Source organism: Pseudomonas sp. NFIX28, from assembly GCF_900107395.1.
In the GTDB taxonomy this organism is placed as follows: Bacteria; Pseudomonadota; Gammaproteobacteria; order Pseudomonadales; family Pseudomonadaceae; genus Aquipseudomonas.
In genome coordinates this window covers 169,932-192,924 of sequence record NZ_FNPW01000005.1, presented here as the reverse complement: position 1 = coordinate 192,924, position 22,993 = coordinate 169,932, and the positions used below count along the sequence as shown (strand labels likewise).

Annotated in this window: 18 protein-coding genes, 2 tRNA genes and 1 pseudogene; 16 read left to right on the top strand and 5 right to left on the bottom strand. The window is 61.7% G+C overall.

Annotation, left to right across the window (positions count from 1 at the left end):
- Positions 1–46 precede the first annotated feature (46 nt).
- Positions 47–661 (top strand): trimeric intracellular cation channel family protein, encoded by a 615-nt coding sequence (locus BLV20_RS12000; RefSeq protein WP_175540190.1) that lies wholly within the window; start codon positions 47–49, stop codon positions 659–661.
- Here BLV20_RS12000 and queG read toward each other — a convergent pair.
- On the bottom strand, positions 643–1,722 hold the full coding sequence (gene queG, locus BLV20_RS11995) for a tRNA epoxyqueuosine(34) reductase QueG (RefSeq protein WP_092301492.1): 1,080 nt from the start codon (positions 1,720–1,722) through the stop codon (positions 643–645). The genes BLV20_RS12000 and queG overlap by 19 nt on opposite strands.
- A gap of 63 nt (positions 1,723–1,785) precedes the next feature.
- Between queG and BLV20_RS11990 the strand changes: the two genes are divergently transcribed.
- From BLV20_RS11990 to BLV20_RS32010, 13 genes and pseudogenes are all read left to right on the top strand, one after another.
- The gene (locus BLV20_RS11990; protein WP_092301489.1) at positions 1,786–2,646 is read left to right on the top strand and encodes an NAD(P)H-hydrate dehydratase; all 861 of its coding nucleotides are present in this window, start codon (positions 1,786–1,788) and stop codon (positions 2,644–2,646) included.
- Positions 2,634–3,107 carry a tRNA (adenosine(37)-N6)-threonylcarbamoyltransferase complex ATPase subunit type 1 TsaE gene (gene tsaE / locus BLV20_RS11985; RefSeq protein ID WP_092301486.1) on the top strand — a complete coding sequence of 158 codons (474 nt, stop codon included), beginning with the start codon at positions 2,634–2,636 and terminating at the stop codon, positions 3,105–3,107. Before BLV20_RS11990 ends, tsaE begins: the two co-directional genes overlap by 13 nt.
- Positions 3,107–4,534 carry an N-acetylmuramoyl-L-alanine amidase gene (locus tag BLV20_RS11980; protein ID WP_218190300.1) on the top strand — a complete coding sequence of 476 codons (1,428 nt, stop codon included), beginning with the start codon at positions 3,107–3,109 and terminating at the stop codon, positions 4,532–4,534. The genes tsaE and BLV20_RS11980 overlap by 1 nt, the downstream gene beginning before the upstream one ends.
- Positions 4,531–6,441: a DNA mismatch repair endonuclease MutL gene (gene mutL, locus BLV20_RS11975; protein ID WP_092301480.1), complete on the top strand. Its 1,911-nt coding sequence runs from the start codon at positions 4,531–4,533 to the stop codon at positions 6,439–6,441. Before BLV20_RS11980 ends, mutL begins: the two co-directional genes overlap by 4 nt.
- The gene (miaA, locus tag BLV20_RS11970) at positions 6,441–7,412 is read left to right on the top strand and encodes a tRNA (adenosine(37)-N6)-dimethylallyltransferase MiaA (RefSeq protein ID WP_092301477.1); all 972 of its coding nucleotides are present in this window, start codon (positions 6,441–6,443) and stop codon (positions 7,410–7,412) included. Before mutL ends, miaA begins: the two co-directional genes overlap by 1 nt.
- A gap of 93 nt (positions 7,413–7,505) precedes the next feature.
- Entirely contained in the window at positions 7,506–7,766 is a 261-nt protein-coding gene (gene hfq, locus BLV20_RS11965) for an RNA chaperone Hfq (RefSeq protein ID WP_007921378.1), read from the top strand.
- Between the two features lie 12 nt (positions 7,767–7,778).
- A complete protein-coding gene (gene hflX / locus BLV20_RS11960) occupies positions 7,779–9,080 on the top strand; it encodes a ribosome rescue GTPase HflX (RefSeq protein WP_092301473.1) in 1,302 nt (433 codons plus the stop codon).
- Positions 9,081–9,176: 96 nt separating this feature from the next.
- Positions 9,177–10,346: an FtsH protease activity modulator HflK gene (hflK, locus tag BLV20_RS11955; RefSeq protein WP_092301470.1), complete on the top strand. Its 1,170-nt coding sequence runs from the start codon at positions 9,177–9,179 to the stop codon at positions 10,344–10,346.
- Positions 10,346–11,215: a protease modulator HflC gene (gene hflC, locus BLV20_RS11950; RefSeq protein WP_007921367.1), complete on the top strand. Its 870-nt coding sequence runs from the start codon at positions 10,346–10,348 to the stop codon at positions 11,213–11,215. Before hflK ends, hflC begins: the two co-directional genes overlap by 1 nt.
- Before the next feature lie 315 nt (positions 11,216–11,530).
- Positions 11,531–12,718, top strand: coding sequence for an ATP phosphoribosyltransferase regulatory subunit (locus BLV20_RS11945; RefSeq protein ID WP_092301467.1), 1,188 nt, complete (start codon positions 11,531–11,533; stop codon positions 12,716–12,718).
- A gap of 54 nt (positions 12,719–12,772) precedes the next feature.
- Entirely contained in the window at positions 12,773–14,065 is a 1,293-nt protein-coding gene (locus BLV20_RS11940; RefSeq protein WP_009041907.1) for an adenylosuccinate synthase, read from the top strand.
- Between the two features lie 435 nt (positions 14,066–14,500).
- Positions 14,501–15,232 (top strand): annotated as a pseudogene (locus BLV20_RS32015) (methyl-accepting chemotaxis protein); the annotation flags it as partial.
- A gap of 21 nt (positions 15,233–15,253) precedes the next feature.
- Entirely contained in the window at positions 15,254–16,138 is an 885-nt protein-coding gene (locus tag BLV20_RS32010) for a methyl-accepting chemotaxis protein (RefSeq protein ID WP_371914313.1), read from the top strand.
- A gap of 70 nt (positions 16,139–16,208) precedes the next feature.
- Here BLV20_RS32010 and BLV20_RS11930 read toward each other — a convergent pair whose 3' ends face one another.
- From BLV20_RS11930 to BLV20_RS11915, 4 genes are all read right to left on the bottom strand, one after another.
- A complete protein-coding gene (locus BLV20_RS11930; protein WP_092301462.1) occupies positions 16,209–17,774 on the bottom strand; it encodes an ABC transporter permease in 1,566 nt (521 codons plus the stop codon).
- Positions 17,774–18,799: an extracellular solute-binding protein gene (locus BLV20_RS11925; RefSeq protein ID WP_092301459.1), complete on the bottom strand. Its 1,026-nt coding sequence runs from the start codon at positions 18,797–18,799 to the stop codon at positions 17,774–17,776. The genes BLV20_RS11930 and BLV20_RS11925 overlap by 1 nt, the downstream gene beginning before the upstream one ends.
- A 202-nt stretch (positions 18,800–19,001) precedes the next feature.
- Positions 19,002–19,088: transfer RNA gene (locus BLV20_RS11920), tRNA-Leu, on the bottom strand.
- A 172-nt stretch (positions 19,089–19,260) separates the two neighbouring features.
- Positions 19,261–19,347: transfer RNA gene (locus BLV20_RS11915), tRNA-Leu, on the bottom strand.
- 224 nt (positions 19,348–19,571) lie between these two features.
- Between BLV20_RS11915 and rnr the strand changes: the two genes are divergently transcribed.
- On the top strand, positions 19,572–22,178 hold the full coding sequence (rnr, locus tag BLV20_RS11910) for a ribonuclease R (protein ID WP_092301456.1): 2,607 nt from the start codon (positions 19,572–19,574) through the stop codon (positions 22,176–22,178).
- Positions 22,175–22,942 carry a 23S rRNA (guanosine(2251)-2'-O)-methyltransferase RlmB gene (gene rlmB, locus BLV20_RS11905; RefSeq protein ID WP_092301453.1) on the top strand — a complete coding sequence of 256 codons (768 nt, stop codon included), beginning with the start codon at positions 22,175–22,177 and terminating at the stop codon, positions 22,940–22,942. Before rnr ends, rlmB begins: the two co-directional genes overlap by 4 nt.
- The last annotated feature ends 51 nt before the right edge of the window (positions 22,943–22,993 follow it).

Below are 22,993 nucleotides of genomic sequence, written 5' to 3'. Positions count from 1 at the left end.
GCCAGCAGCAACTGAGTAGACTGCGCGCCTTCCTGCAAGGACCGCCATCATGCTGCTGATGCTTTACCTGATCGCCATTACCGCTGAAGCCATGACTGGCGCGTTGTCCGCCGGCCGTCGTGGCATGGACTGGTTCGGCGTGGTGTTGATCGCCTGCGTCACGGCCCTGGGCGGCGGTTCGGTGCGTGACGTGCTGCTGGGGCATTACCCGCTGACATGGGTCAAACACCCGGAATACCTGGTACTGACATCGGTCGCGGCCCTGGTGACGATCTTTATCGCGCCCTTGATGCGCCACTTGCGTTCGCTGTTCCTGGTACTCGACGCCGTGGGGCTGGTGGCGTTCACCCTGATCGGTTGCATGACCGCCCTGGAAATGGGCCACGGCATGGTTGTGGCATCGGTCAGCGGGGTGATTACCGGGGTATTCGGCGGCATCCTGCGGGACATTTTCTGCAACGATATCCCGCTGATCTTCCGTCGTGAGCTGTATGCCAGCGTCTCGTTCGCCGCGGCCTGGTGCTACCTGCTCTGCATCTATCTGCAATTGCCCGGCGAGCAGTCGATCCTCATTACCCTGTTCGGCGGTTTCCTACTGCGTTTGCTGGCGATCCGTTTTCACTGGGAAATGCCCAAGTTCGTCTACAACGACGAGCAATGACGGCTGGCGTGCTGCTTCAGCGCCCATTCCACGTGTTCGCGCACCAGTTCTGACGGGTAGTCCCGACGGGCTTTCAGGGCTTCCAGCACGGGAATGCTCGATGGCGCGTTGCCCAGCCCGACCGCCAGGTTGCGCAACCAGCGCTCATAACCGGCGCGGCGCAGCGGCGAGCCTTCGGTGCTGCTGAGAAACTTTTCCTCATCCCACATGAACAGTTCGGCCAGTTCGGCATTGTCGAGGTTGTGGCGGGGCTTGAAGTCGCCCTCGCCGGACGGGCGGGCGAAGCGGTTCCACGGGCAGACGATCTGGCAATCGTCGCAGCCGAATACCCGGTTGCCGATCAGTGGGCGCAGGTCCTCGGGGATGGCGTTTTTCAGCTCGATGGTCAGGTACGAAATACAGCGCCGGGCGTCCAGTACGTAAGGGCCGACGAAGGCCTTGGTCGGGCAGATGTCCAGGCACGCGCTGCAGCGACCGCAGTGCTCGGTGGCGTGTGGCTCGTCCACCGGCAAGGGCAGGTCGACGAACAATTCGCTGAGAAAGAAATAACTGCCGGCCTTGCGGTTGAGCACCAGGGTGTTTTTACCGATCCAGCCGAGCCCGGCCTGTTCGGCGATGGCTTTTTCCAGCACAGGGGCGCTGTCGACGAAGGCGCGATAGCCGAACGGGCCGATCTCTTTCTGGATGCGCTCGGCCAGTTGCTGCACCCGTTTGCGGATCAGCTTGTGATAGTCGCGGCCCAGGGCGTAGCGCGAGACGTAGGCTTTTTCCGGCTGGGCCAGGCGTTGCGCCATCTGGGTGTCGCCGGGCAGGTAATCCATGCGCAGGGACACCACGCGCAGGGTGCCGGGTACCAGTTCCTCCGGATGCGAGCGTTTGCTGCCGTGGGCGCCCATGTAGTCCATTTCGCCGTGGTAGCCGGCCTCGAGCCAGCGTTCCAGGTGCTGCTCATGCTCGGCCAGGTCGAGGCCGCTGATGCCGACTTGCTGAAAGCCGAGCTCGCGGCCCCAATCCTTGATCGATTGGGCGAGGGCGGGCAGATCGGTGGTGATGGCAGGCATGAGGCGAGAGAAACCGGGGCTGAGGTGCGTATAATTCTGCCAGACATCGGAGCCCGAAGACGCATGCCGCAGACAAAACACCCTTTACCCGACACGCAGTTACTGACGCCCGGTACGTTGTCGCGGCTGACTGCCCGCTCGCCGAGTGCCCACAAAGGCCAGTTCGGGCACCTGTTGCTGATCGGCGGCGATCGCGGTTTTGGCGGCGCGGCGCTGCTTTGCGCCGAGAGCGCCCTGCGCAGCGGTGCCGGGATGGTTTCCCTGGCGACTCGTCGCGAGCACGTGCCAGCGGCCCTGGCGCGGGTCCCGGAGGTCATGGCGCTGGGCACGGACTCGGCCAACCAGTTGATGGGCTTGCTGGAGCAGGCGTCGGTCATTGTCGCCGGGCCCGGCCTGGGCCAGGCGGCCTGGGGGCGCAGTCTGTTGTCTGCCGCCGCCAATGCGCCTCGGCCGCAGGTCTGGGATGCCGATGCCCTCAATCTGCTGGCCAAAGGTGGTTTGAGCTTGCCTTCGGGCAGCGTAATCACCCCGCATCCTGGGGAAGCCGCACGGTTGTTGGGTATTTCCACTGCGCAAGTACAGGCGGATCGCCCGGCCGCCGTTCGGGCTCTGAGCAAAAAATACACAGTTGTCGCCGTCCTGAAGGGCGCTGGAAGCCTGATTGCCAGCCCTGATGGGCGCCTATCCCGTTGCGACCGGGGGCATCCAGCCATGGCCACCGCAGGCCTGGGGGATGTGCTGGCCGGCCTGGTCGGGGCCTTGCTGGCCCAGGGACTGCCGGCGTTCGATAGCGCTTGCCTGGCGGTGTGGCTGCATGCCGTCGCGGGCGAGCATCAAGGTAAGTTGGGCCGGGGGCTGGCGGCCAGCGATCTGATCCCGGCCATTCGTCAGTTGCTGGAGGAGCAATCACCGTGTCTGAAATAACCCTGTATCTGGCAGACGAAGACGCCATGATCGCCTTTGGCGCGCGCCTGGCTCAGGTCACTCAAGGGGTGGGTGTGATCTTTCTGGAGGGCGACCTGGGGGCGGGGAAGACTACCTTGTCCCGGGGCCTCATTCGTGGCCTGGGGCACACCGGCGCGGTGAAAAGCCCGACTTTTACCCTGGTCGAGCCTTACGAAATCGGCGATGTGCGGGCTTTTCACTTCGATCTTTATCGGTTGGTCGATCCGGAAGAGCTGGAGTTTCTCGGCATTCGCGATTACCTCGAGGGCGATGCACTGTGTCTGATCGAGTGGCCCCAGCGTGGTGCGGGCTTTTTGCCAAAGCCGGACCTGACCATTACCATTAGCCCGCATAACAGCGGGCGTTCCCTGCATTTGTTGTCGCAAGGCTCGCGTGGCGAGGCCTGGTGTGCCGCTTTGGCGTTGGAATTCAATAATTGATGGGGTTAGGTATGCGCATTCGCGCGTTGGTTGCTGTCGTAGGACTGTTGCTTACGGCATTGGCCGTCGACGCTCTGGCTGCTACACAGGTCCGCAGTGTTCGCCTGTGGCGGGCACCGGATAACACTCGACTGGTATTTGACTTGTCCGGTCCGGTGCAGCACAGCGTCTTCACCCTGACGGCCCCTGATCGTCTGGTGATCGATATCAACGGTGCGACCCTCGGCGGGCCGCTGAATGTCTCTACGGCCAATACGCCGATTACCGCCATGCGTTCGGCCCAGCGCACGCCTACCGACCTGCGGGTGGTCGTCGACCTGAAAAAAGCCGTTACCCCCAAGAGCTTTACCCTCACGCCCAATGCCCAATACGGCAATCGCCTGGTGGTCGACCTGTTCGATAACCCGGCCGACGCCGCGCCAACGCCGGCGCCCGCGCCGAATGTCGCGACCGTGCCGGCGGTGCCGGTAACGCCGACCAAGCCCGAGATCAAGCTGCCACCGGCTCCGGCCGGCAAGCGCGATATCGTCGTGGTCATCGATGCCGGTCACGGCGGCGAAGACCCGGGCGCCTCAGGCTCTCGTGGCCAGCATGAAAAAGACGTGGTATTGGCCATCGCCCGTGAGCTGCAGCGCCAGATCAACGGCATCAAGGGCTTCCGCGCCGAGCTGACCCGTACCGGCGACTACTTCATCCCTCTGCGCGGGCGCACCGAGATCGCCCGCAAGAAAGGCGCCGACCTGTTCGTCTCGATCCATGCCGACGCAGCGCCTTCGCGCGCGGCCTTCGGTGCCTCGGTGTTTGCCCTTTCCGACCGTGGCGCCACCTCCGAGACGGCCCGTTGGCTGGCCGACAGCGAAAACCGTTCCGACCTGATTGGCGGGGCCGGCAACGTCAGCCTCGATGACAAGGACCGGATGCTTGCCGGCGTATTGCTCGATTTGTCCATGACCGCCTCGCTGACCTCCAGCCTCAACGTCGGCCAGAAGGTACTCAGCAACATCGGCCGGGTCACCCCGCTGCACAAGCAGCGCGTCGAACAAGCGGGGTTCATGGTGCTCAAGTCTCCGGACATTCCGTCGATCCTGGTGGAAACCGGCTTTATCTCCAACGCCAACGAAGCCTCCAAGCTGGCCACTGTCAGCCACCAGCAGGCATTGGCGCGTTCCATCAGCAGCGGCGTACGGCAGTTCTTCCAGCAGAACCCGCCACCGGGCACCTACATTGCCTGGCTGCGCGACTCCGGGAAGATTGCCCAGGGGCCTCGTGATCACCGCGTGAGCCCGGGGGAAACCCTGGCGATGATCGCCGTGCGTTATCAGGTTTCCGCCGCCACCTTGCGCAGCGCCAACAACCTGAGCAGCGATGAGCTGAAAATCGGTCAGACCCTCACCATCCCGGGTACAGAACTGGCGGCCAAGGAATGAACGACGCAGTGATCAGCAGCGCCCGCATCGAGCTGCTCAGCCCGCGCCTGGCGAACCAGATCGCCGCCGGCGAGGTGGTCGAACGTCCGGCCTCGGTGATCAAGGAGTTGCTGGAAAACAGCCTGGACTCGGGGGCCAAGCGCATCGACGTGGATGTCGAACAGGCGGGGGTCAAACTGCTGCGGGTGCGCGATGACGGCAGCGGAATTTCCGCGGACGACTTGCCGCTGGCCCTGGCGCGTCACGCCACCAGCAAGATCCGCAACCTCGAGGACCTGGAACAGGTCATGAGCCTGGGCTTTCGTGGTGAAGCACTGGCCTCCATCAGCTCGGTGGCGCGCTTGACCCTGACCTCCCGCACTCGCGATGCCGATCAGGCCTGGCAGGTCGAAACCGAAGGTCGCGACATGGCACCCCGGGTGCAGCCGGCGGCCCATCCGGTCGGCACTTCGGTGGAAGTCCGCGATCTGTTCTTCAATACCCCGGCCCGGCGCAAATTTCTCAAGGCCGAGAAAACCGAGTTCGATCACCTGCAGGAAGTGATCAAGCGCCTGGCCCTGGCGCGTTTCGATGTGGCTTTCCACCTGCGTCACAACGGTAAAAGCGTTCTCAGCCTGCACGAAGCCAATGACGATGTGGCGCGTGCCCGGCGAGTGGCGGCGGTGTGCGGTTCGGGGTTCCTCGAGCAGGCCCTGCCGATCGAAGTCGAGCGCAACGGTCTGCATCTGTGGGGCTGGGTAGGCTTGCCGACCTTTTCCCGCAGCCAGGCGGACCTGCAATATTTCTACGTCAACGGTCGCGCGGTGCGCGACAAGCTGGTGGCCCACGCGGTGCGCCAGGCTTACCGTGACGTGCTGTTCAATGGTCGGCATCCGACCTTTGTCCTGTTTTTCGAAGTCGACCCGTCGGTGGTCGACGTCAACGTGCACCCGACCAAGCATGAAGTGCGCTTCCGTGACGGACGCATGGTCCATGACTTCCTCTATGGCACCCTGCACCGCGCCCTGGGCGATGTGCGTCCGGAAGATCAGTTGGCCGCACCGGCCGCGGTCGCTGGCATAGTGCGGCCGAGCGGGATCGAGGCCGGCGAATTCGGTCCCCAGGGCGAAATGCGCCTGGCGGCGAACATGACGCTGGAACAGCCGCAGGCGCAGCCGGCCTTCAACTCGCCGGGAGGCGGCTCGGGTGCGGGTTATCAGTACCAGTACACGCCACGTCCGCAGCCCGTGCTGCCAGCGGCCGAGGCGCAAAGCGCCTATCGCGAGTTTTTCGCTCCGCTGCCGGAGTCCGGGGCTGCGGCCTTGCCGGATGCTCAAGGCGATATCCCGCCGCTGGGCTACGCGCTGGCGCAGCTCAAGGGCATCTATATTCTCGCGGAGAACGCCCAGGGCCTGGTGTTGGTGGATATGCATGCGGCCCACGAGCGGATCATGTATGAGCGCCTGAAGGTGGCAATGGCCAGCGAAGGCCTGAGTGGCCAGCCGCTGCTGGTACCGGAGTCGATCGCGGTCAGCCAGCGCGAAGCGGATTGTGCCGAAGAACATGCCAGCTGGTTCCAGCGCCTGGGCTTCGAGTTGCAGCGCCTGGGCCCGGAATCGCTGGCGATCCGCCAGATTCCAGCCTTGCTCAAGCAGGCGGAAGCCAACCGCCTGGTGCATGACGTGCTGGCCGACCTGATGGAGTACGGCACCAGCGACCGTATCCAGGCGCACCTCAACGAATTGCTGGGCACCATGGCCTGCCACGGCGCGATTCGGGCCAATCGCCGGCTGGCCCTGCCGGAAATGAACGGTTTGTTGCGCGACATGGAAAACACCGAGCGCAGCGGCCAATGCAACCATGGCCGACCGACCTGGACCCAGTTGGGCCTGGACGATCTGGACAAACTATTCCTGCGCGGTCGTTGATGAGCCAGCTCCCTCCAGCGATTTTCCTGATGGGCCCGACTGCCGCTGGCAAGACCGACCTGGCCATCGAACTCACCAAAGTCCTGCCTTGCGAGCTGATCAGCGTCGATTCGGCGCTGGTCTACCGCGGCATGGACATAGGCACCGCCAAGCCGTCCAAGGATATCCTGGCCGAGTTTCCGCACCGTCTGATCGATATTCGCGACCCCTCCGAGAGCTATTCGGCGGCGGACTTCCGCACCGATGCCCTGGCAGCGATGGCCGACATCACCGCGCGAGGCAAGATTCCGTTGCTGGTAGGCGGCACGATGCTCTATTACAAGGCTTTGCTCGAAGGCCTGGCGGATATGCCGCCGGCCGATCCACAGGTTCGCGCCGAGCTCGAAGAAGAGGCTGCACGCCTTGGCTGGCAAGCCTTGCATGACCAACTGGCGGTCATCGACCCGGAATCGGCGGCGCGGATCCACCCCAATGATCCGCAACGCCTGACCCGGGCGCTGGAAGTCTATCGAGTCAGCGGCCTGAGCATGACCGCCCACAGACTGCGACAATCTGCGCAAAGTACTGAAGCAGCCGCTTCGGGACGGGGACAATTGCCCTATACTGTCGCGAACTTGGCCATTGCCCCGGCAAACCGCCAGGTATTGCATCAGCGTATTGCACAAAGATTCACAATTATGTTGGAACAGGGATTCGTCGACGAGGTCGTAGCTCTGCGTTCTAGAAGTGACCTGCATGCCGGGTTGCCGTCTATACGTGCTGTAGGCTACCGACAGGTCTGGGATCATCTGGATGGCAAGCTGACATTCGCCGAGATGCAGGAGCGCGGCATCATCGCCACGCGCCAATTGGCGAAGCGCCAGTTCACCTGGTTACGCAGCTGGGCTGATTTACACTGGCTGGACAGCCTGGATTGCGACAATCTGCCACGCGCCTTGAAATACCTGGGAACGGTCTCCATATTGAGCTGAGTCCTTGCAATTGCCGTCTATCCTTGGGGGTGGGGCGGTTTTAGCCATCTGTTTTCCGATTTTTTATTATTGATCCTTAAAGGAGTGCGGCACATGTCAAAAGGGCATTCGCTACAAGACCCTTACTTGAATACTTTACGTAAAGAGAAAGTTGGGGTTTCCATCTATCTGGTCAACGGGATCAAGCTGCAAGGTACGATCGAGTCTTTCGACCAGTTCGTCATCCTGCTGAAAAACACCGTCAGCCAAATGGTTTACAAGCACGCTATCTCGACAGTGGTGCCGGTTCGTCCAATTCGTCTGCCTAGCGCATCCGAATCCGAGCAAGGTGACGCTGAGCCAGGTAACGCCTGATAGGAGTCTCCTTTGTTCTTTGAGCGCCACGGTGGTGGTGAACGTGCAATCCTCGTTCACTTGGATGGTCAGGACCCTGAGGCGCGCGAAGATCCGCAGGAGTTTCAGGAGTTGGCAATATCGGCCGGCGCCGAGACCGTCGCGTTTGTTAACGTGCCGCGTCATCGGCCAACCGCCAAATACCTGGTTGGCAGTGGCAAGGTCGAAGAATTACGCGACCTGGTCAAAGCCGAACAGGTCGATCTGGTGATTTTCAATCACATCCTCACACCCAGTCAGGAACGTAACCTCGAACGTGCTTTCGAGTGTCGCGTGATTGACCGCACGGGTCTGATTCTCGACATCTTCGCCCAGCGCGCCCGCACTCACGAAGGCAAGCTCCAGGTAGAACTGGCCCAGCTTGAGCATATGAGTACGCGTTTGGTGCGTGGCTGGACTCACCTTGAGCGGCAGAAGGGCGGTATCGGCCTGCGCGGCCCGGGTGAAACCCAACTCGAGACCGACCGGCGACTTCTGCGGGTTCGCCTGCGGCAGATCAAGGCCCGGTTGGAGAAGGTCCGCAGCCAGCGCGAGCAAGCTCGTCGTGGGCGCAAGCGTGCCGATATTCCTTCGGTATCGTTGGTGGGCTACACCAACGCCGGCAAATCCACCTTGTTCAACTCCGTTACCGAGTCCGATGTATTCGCGGCCGACCAACTGTTCGCCACCCTCGATCCGACTTTGCGCCGGCTCGAGCTGGACGATCTCGGCCCGATCGTGCTCGCTGACACTGTGGGCTTCATTCGTCACCTGCCGCACAAACTGGTCGAGGCGTTTCGGGCTACGCTCGAAGAGTCGAGCAACTCCGACCTGCTGCTGCATGTGATCGATGCCCATGAGCCTGAGCGCATGGCCCAGATCGAACAGGTCATGGTGGTGCTCGGCGAGATCGGGGCCCAGGACTTGCCGATACTGGAGGTCTATAACAAACTCGATTTGCTCGAGGGAGTAGACCCGCAGATCCAGCGCGATGCCGATGGCAAGCCGCAGCGGGTCTGGTTGTCGGCTCGCGAAGGGCAAGGGCTGGACCTGCTCAAGCAGGCCATCGCCGAACTGCTCGGCGAAGATTTGTTCGTAGGCACCTTGCGCTTGCCGCAGCGTTTTGCTCGACTGCGAGCGCAGTTCTTCGAGCTGGGCGCAGTGCAGAAAGAAGATCACGACGAGGAAGGTGTCAGCCTGCTGGCTGTCCGCTTGCCACGGGTCGAGCTGAATCGACTGGTAAGCCGCGAAGGCATGCAGCCGCTGGAATTCATCGAGCAACACACTTTGCAATAAAAGCCTGAAAAAGCGGTTGTGCCGCTGTAGCAGGCATTCTGTAGCATTGGTCGGCGCGCCGTGGGTGCGTCTTTGCTTTATCAGATGGAGAGCGCTATGGCTTGGAATGAGCCGGGTGGCAACTCGAATAATCAGGATCCTTGGGGTGGTAAACGCCGCAACAATGGCGACCGCAAGGGGCCACCGGATCTCGACGAGGCCTTCCGCAAGCTGCAGGAAAGCCTGAATGGGTTGTTCGGTGGTGGTAAGAAACGTGGTGACGATGGTGGCAGCTCCGGTAAGGGCGGCGGTTTCGGCCTGCTCGGTATCGGCCTGGTCGTGCTGGCGGCTGTTTGGCTGTACAGCGCGGTATATGTCGTGGACGAGCAGGAGCAGGCCGTGGTGCTGCGCTTCGGCAAGTACTACGAAACCGTCGGCCCGGGCCTGAACATCTACTTCCCGCCGATCGATCGCAAGTACATGGAGAACGTCACGCGTGAGCGTGCCTATACCAAGCAGGGTCAAATGCTGACTGAAGACGAAAACATCGTCGAAGTGCCGCTGACCGTGCAGTACAAGATCAGCAACCTGCAGGACTTCGTGCTGAATGTCGATCAGCCGGAAATCAGCCTGCAGCACGCCACCGACAGTGCCCTGCGCCACGTAGTGGGTTCTACCGCTATGGACCAGGTGCTGACCGAAGGCCGTGAGTTGATGGCTAGCGAGATCAAGGAGCGTCTGCAACGTTTCCTCGATACCTATCGCACCGGTATCACCGTTACCCAGGTGAACGTACAGAGCGCAGCGGCACCGCGTGAAGTGCAGGAAGCCTTCGATGACGTGATCCGTGCCCGTGAAGATGAGCAGCGTTCGCGCAACCAGGCTGAAACCTACGCCAACGGTGTCGTACCGGAAGCCCGTGGTCAGGCCCAGCGCATCCTCGAGGATGCCAACGGTTATCGCGATGAAGTGGTTTCTCGCGCCAAGGGTGAGGCCGATCGCTTTACCAAGTTGGTGGCTGAGTACCGCAAGGCGCCTGAAGTCACCCGCGAGCGTCTGTACCTGGACACCATGCAGGAAGTCTTCAGCAATACCAGCAAGGTTCTCGTGACCGGCAACAAGAACGGCCAGAGCAATCTGCTGTACCTGCCGCTGGACAAAATGGTCGAAAGTGGCCGTAACACCAGCGCTCCGGTGACTGGCGCAGCAGCCAGCAGCAACGAAGCGAATGTGCGTTCGGCAGCTGATCTGCAGCAACAGCAAGCGCGTACCAGGGAGAGTCGCTGATGAGCAATAAATCGCTGATCGCCCTTATCGTCGGCGTCGTCGTGGCGATCGCTGCCTGGAACTGCTTCTACATCGTCGCTCAGACCGAGCGCGCGGTGTTGCTGCAGTTCGGTCGTGTGGTCCAGGCTGACGTGCAGCCGGGCCTGCATGTGAAAGTGCCCTATGTGAATCAGGTGCGTAAGTTCGACGCCCGCCTGATGACCCTGGATGCACCGACCCAGCGTTTCCTGACGCTGGAAAAGAAAGCCGTGATGGTCGATGCCTATGCCAAATGGCGCGTGAAGGATGCGGAGCGTTTCTACACCGCGACTTCCGGCCTCAAGCAGATCGCCGACGAGCGTCTTTCCCGTCGTCTGGAGTCGGGCCTGCGTGACCAGTTCGGTAAGCGCACCCTGCATGAAGTGGTTTCCGGTGAGCGTGATGCGCTGATGGCGGATATCACGGCTTCGCTCAACAAGATGGCCGAGAAAGAACTGGGCATCGAAGTGGTCGATGTCCGGGTCAAGACCATCGACTTGCCGAAGGAAGTGAACCGCAGCGTCTTCGAGCGCATGAGCACCGAGCGTGAACGTGAAGCCCGCGAGCATCGCGCCAAGGGTAACGAACTGGCGGAAGGTATTCGTGCCGACGCCGATCGTCAGCGCCGTGTTCTGCTGGCTGAAGCCTATCGTGAATCCGAAGAGATTCGCGGTGACGGCGACGCCCAGGCTGCAGCCATCTACTCCAAGGCCTACGGCCAGGACCAGGAGTTCTACGGCTTCTACCGTAGCCTGCGCGCCTATCGTGAAAGCTTCGCGAACAAATCCGACGTCATGGTCCTCGACCCAAGCAGCGATTTTTTCCGTTACCTGGAAAAGGCCAAGCCTTGATGCGACGTTGACCTGAATCGCCCCGCCCGGCGGCTAAAGTGTCTGGCGGGGTGCTCCTTTGGGAAAACGAGTGTATGATGCGGCAGCCGGGAAATTCCCGGCTTTTTTGCGTCTGCACGTTTGATTGTGGTTACTGGTGCAAGACGGCGAGTTGAACGACTCGACAGTTTTTTTCGAGGAAAGTGAGTGGCGAAGCCGGTTCCAGGCTTTTCGCCCCGTCGCCCATGCGCGTGGTTTGCGCATGAGCCGATCATTTTCTGCTTCACTCAAGGCCCGCCCATAGGTTGGCCGCCTGGATCACAGGGGAATGGCGTAATGGCAACGGTAGACCGCTGGCTGCTGCCAGATGGCATCGAAGAAGTACTGCCACCTGAGGCGGCGCGCATTGAAGTTGCGCGTCGCCAGGTGTTGGATCTGTTCCAGAGCTGGGGTTACGAGTTCGTCGTGACCCCTCATATCGAGTACCTGGAATCCTTGCTGACTGGCGCGGGCCAGGACCTCGACCTGCGTACTTTCAAGGTCATCGACCCGCAATCGGGCCGGCAGATGGGTTTCCGTGCCGACATTACGCCGCAAGTGGCCCGCATCGACGCGCATACCCTGCGTCGCGAAGGCCCGAGCCGCCTGTGTTACGCCGGTAGCGTGCTGCATGCGCAGCCGCGTGCCTTGTCGTCCTCGCGCAGCCCGATTCAACTGGGCGCCGAGTTGTACGGCGATGCGAGCCCGAGCAGCGACGTCGAAGTCATCAGCCTGATGCTGGCGATGCTGCAATTGGCCGATGTGCCGGATGTGCACATGGATCTGGGGCATGTCGGTATCTACCGCGGCCTGGCCCGTGCGGCCGGCCTCTCCGGCGAAGTCGAGCAGCAGCTGTTCGATGCCCTGCAACGCAAGGCCATCGACGAGGTCATTACCTTGACCGAAGGCCTGCCGGCCGATCTGTCCGGCATGCTGCGCGCGTTGGTCGACCTGTGCGGCGGCCGTGAAGTGCTGGCTGCGGCCCGCGAACGCCTGGCCCATGCACCGGCGGCGGTGCTGGCGGCCCTGGACGACCTGTTGGCGATCGCCGAGCGTCTTTCCGTGCGTTTCCCTGAATTGCCGCTGTACTTCGACCTGGGCGAGCTGCGCGGTTACCACTACCACACCGGTGTGGTGTTCGCAGTGTTCGTGCCGGGCGTTGGCCAGTCCATTGCCCAGGGCGGTCGTTACGACGACATCGGCGCCGACTTCGGTCGCGCCCGTCCGGCAACCGGCTTCTCTACCGATTTGAAAACCCTGGTGACCCTGGGGCGTGCTGAGATCGAGCTACCGTCTGGCGGTATCTGGATGCCGGACAGTACGGATGCAGCCCTCTGGCAGCGGGTTTGCCAGTTGCGCAGTGAGGGTCAGCGCGTGGTTCAGGCCTTGCCTGGACAACCATTGGCCGCCGCCCGTGAAGCGGACTGCGACCGGCAATTGATTCAGCAGAACGGGCTTTGGCAAGTATTGCCGCTGGCTTCTTGAGTTTTCCCGCCGGCCGTTGCCGGCACCAAGTTTGCGCGAATGAGGACAAGTGTTATGGGTAAGAATGTCGTAGTCCTGGGCACCCAGTGGGGTGATGAGGGCAAAGGCAAGATCGTTGATCTGCTGACCGAACATGCTGCCGCCGTAGTGCGCTACCAAGGTGGCCACAACGCTGGCCACACCCTGGTGATCGACGGCGAGAAAACCGTCTTGCACCTGATCCCTTCGGGTGTGCTGCGCGAAGGCGTCCAGTGCCTGATCGGCAACGGCGTGGTGGTAGCACCGGACGCCTTGCTGCGTGAGATCGTCAAGCTGGAAGAGAAGGGTGTACCGGTGCGTGAGCGCCTGCGTATCAGCCCATCCTGCCCGCTGATCCTGTCCTACCACGTAGCACTGGACCAGGCGCGTGAAAAAGCCCGTGGCGAGCAGAAGATCGGTACCACCGGTCGCGGCATCGGCCCGGCTTACGAAGACAAGGTCGCTCGTCGCGGCCTGCGTATTGGCGACCTGTTCCACCGCGAGCGTTTCGCCGCGAAGCTGGGCGAGTTGCTGGACTACCACAACTTCGTGCTGGTCAATTACTACAAAGAGCCGGCCATCGACTTCCAGAAGACGCTCGACGAGTGCATGGAATACGCCGAGCTGCTCAAGCCGATGATGCTGGACGTGACCGCCGAGCTGCACCAGCTGCGTCGCGCGGGCAAGGACATCATGTTCGAAGGCGCCCAGGGCTCGCTGCTGGACATCGACCACGGTACCTACCCGTACGTCACCAGCTCCAACACCACCGCCGGCGGCATCGCCACCGGTTCGGGCGTTGGCCCGATGTACCTGGACTACATCCTGGGCATCACCAAGGCTTACACCACTCGCGTAGGCTCGGGCCCGTTCCCGACCGAACTGTTCGACGACGTCGGCGCATTCCTGGCCAAGCGTGGCCATGAGTTCGGTGCAACCACCGGCCGTGCACGTCGTTGCGGTTGGTTCGACGCCGTCATCCTGCGTCGCGCCATCGACGTCAACAGCATCTCGGGCCTGTGCCTGACCAAGCTGGACGTGCTGGACGGCCTGGAAACCATCAATATCTGCGTGGGCTACAAGAACCAGGATGGTGCGGTCATCGACGCGCCAACCGACGCCGACAGCTACATCGGCCTGGAGCCGGTGTACGAGCAGATGCCAGGCTGGAGCGAGTCGACCCTGGGTGCCAAGACCCTGGAAGAGTTGCCGGCTGCTGCCCGTGCCTACATCAAGCGCATCGAAGAGCTGGTCGGCGCGCCGATCGACATTATTTCGACGGGCCCGGACCGCAACGAGACCATCGTTCTGCGTCATCCGTTTGCTTGATAAGTCGTTGATGTAAAAAACAAAGGCCCCTCTCGAGGGGCCTTTGTCGTTTCTGCCTGCCAGGCGGCACGACCCTTGCTGTGATTTCCCCTTTCAGAGTGCCATCACTTTAATGGCGTCCAAGTAGAGGGATTTCCTGTGTCGGCTGTTCTCTCACTGTTACAAAGCCGTTTGTTGCGGCCTGTGTTCGTTACCCTTGGTATCGCCCTTTTGGTGCAGGTACTGGTTGCCGTTGCCCTGACCCGGAGCACGGTGACGGCGCTGGAGGCTGACCTGGCCGCTCGCCTGGGCGTTGATAGCCAGAAGCTGTCCGGCGAGTTGGAGCAAGCGGCTCGCGAAGTCACGTCCAGCCTGGAAAGCCTTTCCAGCAGCACCCGGCAGCGCTTGACCGCGGGGCTGTCCTCGCGTCTTGAAGAAGAGCAGGCGCAATTGCGGATGACGCTGGAGAAGGATCTCAAGGATTCGGCCAACGATATGGCCCAGCTGCTTGCATCGGTGGCGCCGCGGGCCATGTGGGACAGCGACGTTCCGACCCTTTCCGAATTCGCCCGGCGCGCCCAGCGCAATCCCAATGTGCTGTTCGTGGTGTATGACGACGCCAATGGCGAGCACTTGACCCGTTACCTGAATCGGGAGAATCCGATCAACAAGGCGCTGCTGGAAAAGGGCCAGGGCGACCGCGCGCTGGACAAGGTGCTGGATGCGGCCAAGAACGATCCCTCGGTGTATTACCTGGAGGCCTCCATCAGCCCTAATGGCGTGGAAATCGGCAAGGTGTTGATGGGCGTTTCCACGGCGTCGGTCGAGGCCGATGTGGTGGCTCTGGACAAGCGCTTCGCCGCCTTGATCGCCAGCAGCGATCAGTTGGTCGGCGATAGCCTCAAGGGCGCTTCGGCAGACAGCTCGGCGGCCATGCGCGCGCGCCTGCAATCGGCGCAAGCCAGTGCTTCGGACATGCAGGCCAACACTGCTGCCACTGTTCAGGACGCGGCGGCCACCCTGCGCTGGCGCATTGGCGTGGGCCTGGCGCTGGTCGGCGGCGGGGTCTTGCTGTTGCTGGCGGTGGTACTGGGGCGGCGGGTGGTCAGCAAGCTGCATCTGCTGATTGCGGCACTGAACGACCTGGCGGCCGGCGAGGGCGATTTGACCAAGCGGGTCCAGCTCAACAGCAATGACGAGATTGGCGACATGGCGTCGGCGGTCAACCGCTTTGTCGACAAGTTGCAGCCGATCGTGCGCGAAGCGGGCGATGTGGCGCAGCGTACTGGTGTCGAAATCGGCGCGATGAGCCTGCGTAACGCCGGCGCGGACGCTGCGGCCGAGGCTCAGCGCGACGAGGTGGCGGAGAGTTTGCGGGCGCTGTCGCAGATGGCCGATGAGGCGCAGGCGGAGAGCCAGGCAATGCAGGCGGCCTTGCAGCAGGTGGTGGAGATCCGTCAGGCGACCGACGAAAACACCCGGACTTCGGCCCAGGTGGGCAGCCTGATCGAGGCCCTGGCGGGGCAGGTCGACACGGGGGCCAAGGTCATCGAGCGTCTGGCGCAGCAGAGTGAACAGATCGAGGTGGTGTTGACGGTGATTCATGGGATTGCCGAACAGACCAATCTACTGGCCTTGAATGCGGCCATCGAAGCGGCACGGGCCGGGGAGACCGGGCGCGGCTTTGCGGTGGTGGCCGACGAGGTGAGGGCATTGGCGAGCAAGACGCAAAGCTCCACCGGGGATATCCAGGCGCACATTGGCGCTCTGCAGCAGGGCGCGCGCGAGGCGGTCGCGGCGATCGGCCAGGCTGGAAGGCAGGCCAATGAAGGGTTACTGGTATTGCGCGACAGTGCGCGATTGCAGCAGTCGGTGCAATCGTCGGTGGAACAGGTGCATGCAGCGATCGGCCTGGCGACCCAGGCGGCTGCTCATCAGGCCCAGGGTGCGCAAGCGGTGCGCGGCCGGGTCGAAACCATTCATGCCCAGGCCGAACGTGCGGCGCAGGCGGTGGTGGAAACCACGGCCAGCGGCAAGGTGCTGGATAGCTTGGCGGCACAGTTGAAGGCCAGCCTGGGGCAGTTCCGGGCTTGAGTTTTCGCGAGGGTTGAATGCGGGTTGCAGGCTCCTGCAGAGGGCCTTTGCGCTTTCTGCAGGAGCGGGCTCAGCGGCTCAGATACATTCGTGTCGTCAGCAGATAGACCGGTAATCCCGACACCAGGATCAGCAGCGCCGCATAAGGCGCTGCGGCAGCAAATTCCACATTCGCCGTGTGCGCCCAGACTTCCGTTGCCAGTGTATTCAGTCCGGTTGGGCTGAGCAGCAGGGTAGCCGTCAGTTCCTTCATGGCATCCAGGAATACCAGGGCAAAGGCGGCACCCAATGCCGGGAAAATGATTGGCAGGGTCACGCGGCAGAAGGCCGTAAATGAGGAGGCGCCCAGGGTGCGGGCGGCTTCTTCGAGTTGCGGTGCCGCCTTGTTCAGGGCAGTGCGGATCGGCGCCTGCGCCAGGGGCAGGAACAGCAGGGCATAGGCGATCAGCAGCAGGGTCGAGGTTTGATACAGCGCCGGTACATAGTGCAAGGCAAAGAACACCAGTGTCAGGGCGATCACCAGGCCTGGCAGAGCATGCAGCAGGTAGGGCAGACGCTCGGCCCAGAGCGCCAGGCGACCCTTGTGGCGTACCACCAGCAACCCGACCGGTACCGCTAGCACCAGGCACAGCGCCGCGCCGCCCAGCGACAGCGCGAGGGAAGACAGCAAGGCTTCGCCGATGGCCGCCACCGGGAAAGCGGCTGATGAACCGACGGCCAGCCAATACGCCAGCATGCCCAGCGGAATACCGCTGCCGATCAGGGTCAGCAGCGCGCAGTACAGTTGCCCGCCAATCGCCCACTTGCCGAGGCGCACTTGCTCGGCATGTCGCGCCGCGCCCTGGCCGGTTCGTACATGGCGGCCTTTACCGCGAACCCGCAACTCCAGCCACAGCAGAGCCATGCACAGCGCCAGCAACACGGCGGAAAGCATCGCCGCGTTGGCGTTGCTGAATTCCAGTTCGAATTGTTGATAAATCGCGGTGGTAAAGGTTTGCAGGCCAATGATCGACAGTGCGCCGAACTCCACAAGCATGTGCAGGGCGATCAGCAGCGAACCGGCCAGCAATGACGGCCAAAGCAAGGGCAGGGTGATCCTGAAGAACACGCCCCAGCGATTTTGCCCGAGGGTGCGGGCCGACTCCTCCAGGGACGGATCGAGATTGCGCAGGGTGGCCGCGACAGGCAGGAACACCAGCGGGTACTTGGACAGGCTCATCACTAGGATGGCTCCACCCAGGCCTTCGAAGCTGGCGCTGAGGGACACCCAGGTAAAGCTGCTGACAAAGGCGGGTACGGCGAAGGGCAGGCACAAAATCACGCCCCACAGGCGCCGCCCCGCCAAATCGCTGCGTTCCAGCAGCCAGGCCAGGGACAGCCCGACTATGGCGCAGGTAATGGTTACGCCGATCAGTAGCAGCAGGGTATTGCGCAGCAGGCCGAATACGTAGGGTCGCCACAGCAGATGCAGGGCTTCGGCCCAGCCGGCCTGCCAGGCCTTGAGTCCGACGTAGAGCAATGGCAACAGGCTGAGGCCGACCAGCAGCAGAACCGGCAACAACAGCCAGATCGATGGTCCCTTGCGCCTCGGTATGTAGTTTGTACGCGAGGCAGGGGCAGGCAACGATGCGCTCATCAGTTCAGGCCGACTTCGCGTTCCAGCTCCAAGGCTTCTTCAGCGTTGCCAAGATCGGCCGGAGTGACTTTCGGCGCTTCCAACTCATTGAATGGCTTGAGGCCGCGATCTGACTCCAGGCCCTTGCGCAGCGGGTACTCGGCGGTGGTCTGGGTGATCACCCGCTGACCTTCTTCGCTGGCCATATAGGCGAGGAATTGCTGGGCTTCTTTGGGGTGCTTGCTGGATTTGAGCACTGCGGCGCTGGATACGGTGATCAGCCCGCCAGCATCGCCGCCAGTGAAATAGTGCAGCTTCGAATCCAGTTGGCCTTTCTCGCGTTGCAGGGCGAACCAGTAGTAATTGTTCACCAGCACGGTGGCGATTTCGCCATTTTCCACGGCCTTCAACGCCACCATGTTGTTGCTATACGTCTTGCCAAAGGCGCGCAGGCCAGTCAGCCATTCTTCGGCGGCGTCCATCCCGTGCAGCTTGATGATCGCCACGGCCTGTTCCTGGAATGCGCCGCTGGTGGGGACGAAGCCCACTTTGCCTTGCCATTGTGGCTGGGAAAATTCCATCACCGATGTTGGCAGGTCTTTTTCATCGATCAGCTTCGGGTTGAAGGCCACCACGCGAACGCGGGCGGTGATACCGATCCAGGTGTCATTGCTGGCGACGTAAGCCTTGGGCAGGGCTTCAAGGGTCGCTGCGTCGGTTTTGGCCAGCAGGCCTTGCTCGCCAAGTTTGTTCAGTGGCGGCGATTCTTCGGTGTAGATCACGTCGGCGGGGGAGCGCTCGCCCTCTTCCACGACTTGGCTGGCGAGCTGGTTGCTGCTGCCTTTGCGCACATTGACGTGAATGCCGGTCTTGGCTTCGAAAGCCTTGGCGATAGCGTCACCGACTTCCTTGTGTTGGCCGTTGTAGAGAGTCAGGGAAACCGGGTCGGCTGCTTGAGTGAGTGGAGATGCCAGGGCCAGGCCCAGCAAAGTGATGGTCAAGCCACGCAGAAGGGATGTTGGAAGGGCGGTGTTTCTAAACATCATTCGCAGGTTTCCTCACTGTGGTGCCGCAAAAACTTGTAACAATCATAAACGATATTGTTTCTCATGTGCGGCTTGACAAGGCTGGATCGCCAAGGAGGAGGGGTGGTTTGGTGGGGGAGATAATTGTTCTGGATCAGAAACGCAAAAACCCGCTTTCGCGGGTTTTTGTGATGTTTCACAGCTATGCTGTGAAACTTGAATGTGGTGCCCAGAAGAAGACTCGAACTTCCACGGCCTTGCGGCCACCAGCACCTGAAGCTGGCGTGTCTACCAATTTCACCATCTGGGCAGTATCAGCAACGTTGCCGCTGTTGATGGGGCGAACTATACGGAGCACCTTCGGATCTGTAAAGCCCTGTTTTGACTTAGACTCAATAAATCAAACACTTAGAATGCAAAAAACCCGCTTTCGCGGGTTTTTTGAGGGAGTCTGAAGATTCAAATGATCTGCAGCTCTGAATTGGTGCCCAGAAGAAGACTCGAACTTCCACGGCCTTGCGGCCACCAGCACCTGAAGCTGGCGTGTCTACCAATTTCACCATCTGGGCAGTATCGACAGCGTCTCCGTCGTCGATGGCGCGCACTATACGGACCACTTTTTGAGCTGTAAACCCCTGTTCTTGAAAATATTGAAAAAAATGCGCCAGCGGCTTTTGCTGGCTGATTCTGAGGCGACTAAAGGACTTTTCAGAGCCTGACTTAGCCTGAAATTTCCCGTTTCAATACGCGTATGCCAAACTAACCCGCATATAGACAAGGTGAAATTTATCTAATGGCCGATTGGCAGTCCCTCGATCCCGAGGCCGCTCGTGAAGCGGAAAAATATGAAAACCCTATCCCTAGCCGCGAACTGATCCTTCAGCACCTTGCTGATCGGGGTTCGCCTGCTAACCGCGAGCAGTTGGTCGAAGAGTTCGGTCTGACCACCGAAGACCAGATAGAAGCGCTGCGTCGCCGCCTGCGCGCCATGGAGCGCGATGCTCAACTGATTTATACCCGTCGCGGCACTTATGCGCCGGTGGACAAGCTCGACCTGATCCTCGGCCGCATCAGCGGGCATCGTGACGGCTTCGGCTTCCTGGTTCCCGATGACGGCAGCGACGACCTGTTCATGAGCCCGGCGCAGATGCGTCTGGTGTTCGACGGTGACCGTGCACTGGCCCGGGTTTCGGGGCTGGATCGCCGCGGTCGCCGTGAAGGCATGATCGTCGAAGTGGTGTCCCGTGCTCATGAGAGCATCGTCGGCCGTTACTTCGAAGAAGGCGGCATCGGTTTTGTAGTGGCAGACAATCCGAAGATCCAGCAAGAAGTGCTGGTAACCCCGGGGCGCAATGCCGGCGCCAAGATTGGCCAGTTTGTCGAAGTGAAAATCACCCACTGGCCGACGCCGCGCTTCCAGCCGCAAGGCGACGTGGTCGAGGTCGTGGGCAACTACATGGCCCCAGGCATGGAAATCGATGTTGCCTTGCGCACCTACGATATTCCTCATGTCTGGCCGGAAGCGGTGCTTAAGGAAGCTGGCAAGCTCAAGCCGGAAGTCGAAGAGAAGGACAAAGAGAAGCGCATCGATTTGCGCGACTTGCCGTTCGTGACCATCGACGGCGAAGACGCTCGTGACTTCGACGATGCGGTCTATTGCGAAGCCAAGCCTGGCAAGCTGCGCCTGTTTGGCGGCGGCTGGAAGCTGTACGTGGCGATTGCCGACGTTTCCAGTTACGTGAAGATTGGTTCGGCGCTGGATAACGAGGCGCAGGTGCGTGGCAACTCGGTGTACTTCCCCGAGCGCGTGGTGCCGATGTTGCCGGAGCAACTGTCCAACGGCCTGTGCTCGCTGAACCCGAAAGTCGATCGTCTGGCCATGGTGTGCGAGATGACCATCTCCAAGTCCGGCGAGATGACCGACTACCAGTTCTACGAAGCGGTGATCCACTCCAAGGCGCGCCTGACCTACAACAAGGTCAGCACCATCCTCGAGCAACCGAAAACCAGCGAGGCCAAGCAGCTGCGCGGCGAGTACGCCGATGTCGTGCCGCACCTCAAGCAGTTGTACGCGCTGTACAAGGTTTTGCTCGGTGCCCGTCATACCCGTGGCGCCATCGACTTCGAAACCCAGGAAACCCGGATCATCTTCGGTTCCGAGCGCAAGATCGCCGAAATTCGTCCGACTACCCGCAACGACGCGCACAAGCTGATCGAGGAGTGCATGCTGGCGGCCAACGTGGCCACCGCGGAATTTCTCAAGAAGCACGAAATCCCCGCGCTTTATCGTGTTCACGACGGTCCGCCGCCAGAGCGCCTGGAAAAGCTGCGAGCCTTCCTCGGCGAGCTCGGCCTGTCCCTGCATAAAGGCAAGGACGGCCCGACGCCGAAGGACTATCAGGCATTGCTGGAAAGCATCAAGGATCGTCCGGATTTCCATCTGATCCAGACCGTGATGCTGCGCTCGTTGAGCCAGGCGGTGTACAGCGCTGACAACCAGGGCCACTTCGGCCTGAACTATGAAGCCTATACCCACTTCACCTCGCCGATTCGTCGTTACCCGGACCTGCTGACGCACCGGGCGATTCGCAGTGTCATCCACTCCAAGCAGAACACGCCTCACGTGCGTCGTGCCGGTGCGATGACCATTCCGAAGGCGCGCATCTATCCCTACGACGAGGCGATTCTCGAGCAACTCGGCGAGCAGTGCTCGATGAGCGAGCGGCGTGCCGACGAAGCGACTCGCGACGTGGTGAACTGGCTCAAGTGCGAATACATGAAAGACCGCGTCGGCGAGTCTTTCCCGGGCGTGATCACCGCGGTGACCGGGTTTGGCTTGTTCGTCGAGTTGACCGATATCTATGTCGAAGGTCTGGTGCATGTCACGGCTCTGCCGGGCGACTACTACCACTTCGATCCTGTGCATCACCGCCTGGCCGGCGAGCGTACCGGTCGCAGCTTCCGCCTGGGTGACAGCGTGGAAGTGCGGGTCATGCGTGTCGATCTGGACGAGCGCAAGATCGACTTCGAGATGGCGGAAAAAACCATCAGCGCGCCGATCGGTCGCAAAAAACGCGGCGCTGCCGACGTGCCTCCGGCCAAGACCGCTGCCGAGCCTGCTCCAGCCAAGGCTGGGCGTCGTGGCCCGGCCAAGGAAAAGCCGGTCGAGGCTTATCGCTCCAGCGATGCGGCGGCGAAAAACGCCGAAGTGCGCAAGAGTCGTGAAATGAAACAGGCGTTGCTGGCCGAAGCCAAGAGCGGCGGTAAAGCGGCGCCTGGGGGAAAGTCCGGAAAGCCGGCGTCCAGCAAACCGAGCAAACATCGTAAAGGTCCGCCAAAAGCGGGCGCAGGTCCTGCGGCGAAAAGCGGCGGGGCGCGTAAACCCAAGGCCAAGTCATGAGTCAGTTGGAAAAAATCTACGGCGTGCACGCTGTGGAAGCATTGCTGCGTCACCACCCCAAGCGCGTCAAGCAGATCTGGCTGGCCGAAGGCCGCAGCGATCCGCGGGTTCAGGTGCTGGTGGACCTGGCCGGGCAGAATCGCGTGGCGGTCGGTCAGGCCGAGCGTCGTGAAATGGACGCCTGGGTCGAAGGCGTTCACCAGGGCGTCGTGGCTGAAGTGAGCCCGAGCCAGGTCTGGGGCGAGGCGATGCTCGATGAGCTGCTCGACCGTACCGAAGGTGCGCCGTTGCTCCTCGTGCTGGACGGTGTGACCGACCCGCACAACCTTGGCGCCTGCCTGCGTACCGCCGATGCGGCCGGTGCGCTGGCGGTGCTGGTGCCGAAAGACAAATCGGCGACCCTGACCCCGACCGTGCGCAAAGTGGCGTGCGGTGCCGCGGAAGTCATCCCCCTGGTGGCCGTGACCAACCTGGCGCGCACCCTGGAAAAGCTCCAGCAGCGTGGCCTGTGGGTCGTCGGCACGGCTGGCGAAGCCGAGCAGGAACTGTATGACCAGGACCTGACTGGGCCGACCATCCTGATCATGGGTGCTGAAGGCAAGGGCATGCGTCGCCTCACCCGCGAGCATTGTGATTTCCTGGTGCGCCTGCCGATGGCCGGTAGCGTCAGCAGTCTCAACGTTTCCGTGGCTACCGGCGTGTGCCTGTTCGAAGCCACGCGCCAGCGCGCGGCCAAAGCCAAGGGCGCGGCCAAAAAGGCCTGAGTCTCTTACTTTCATGCAGGTGCGAACGTGCTCGCGACAGCGGCCCCGGTG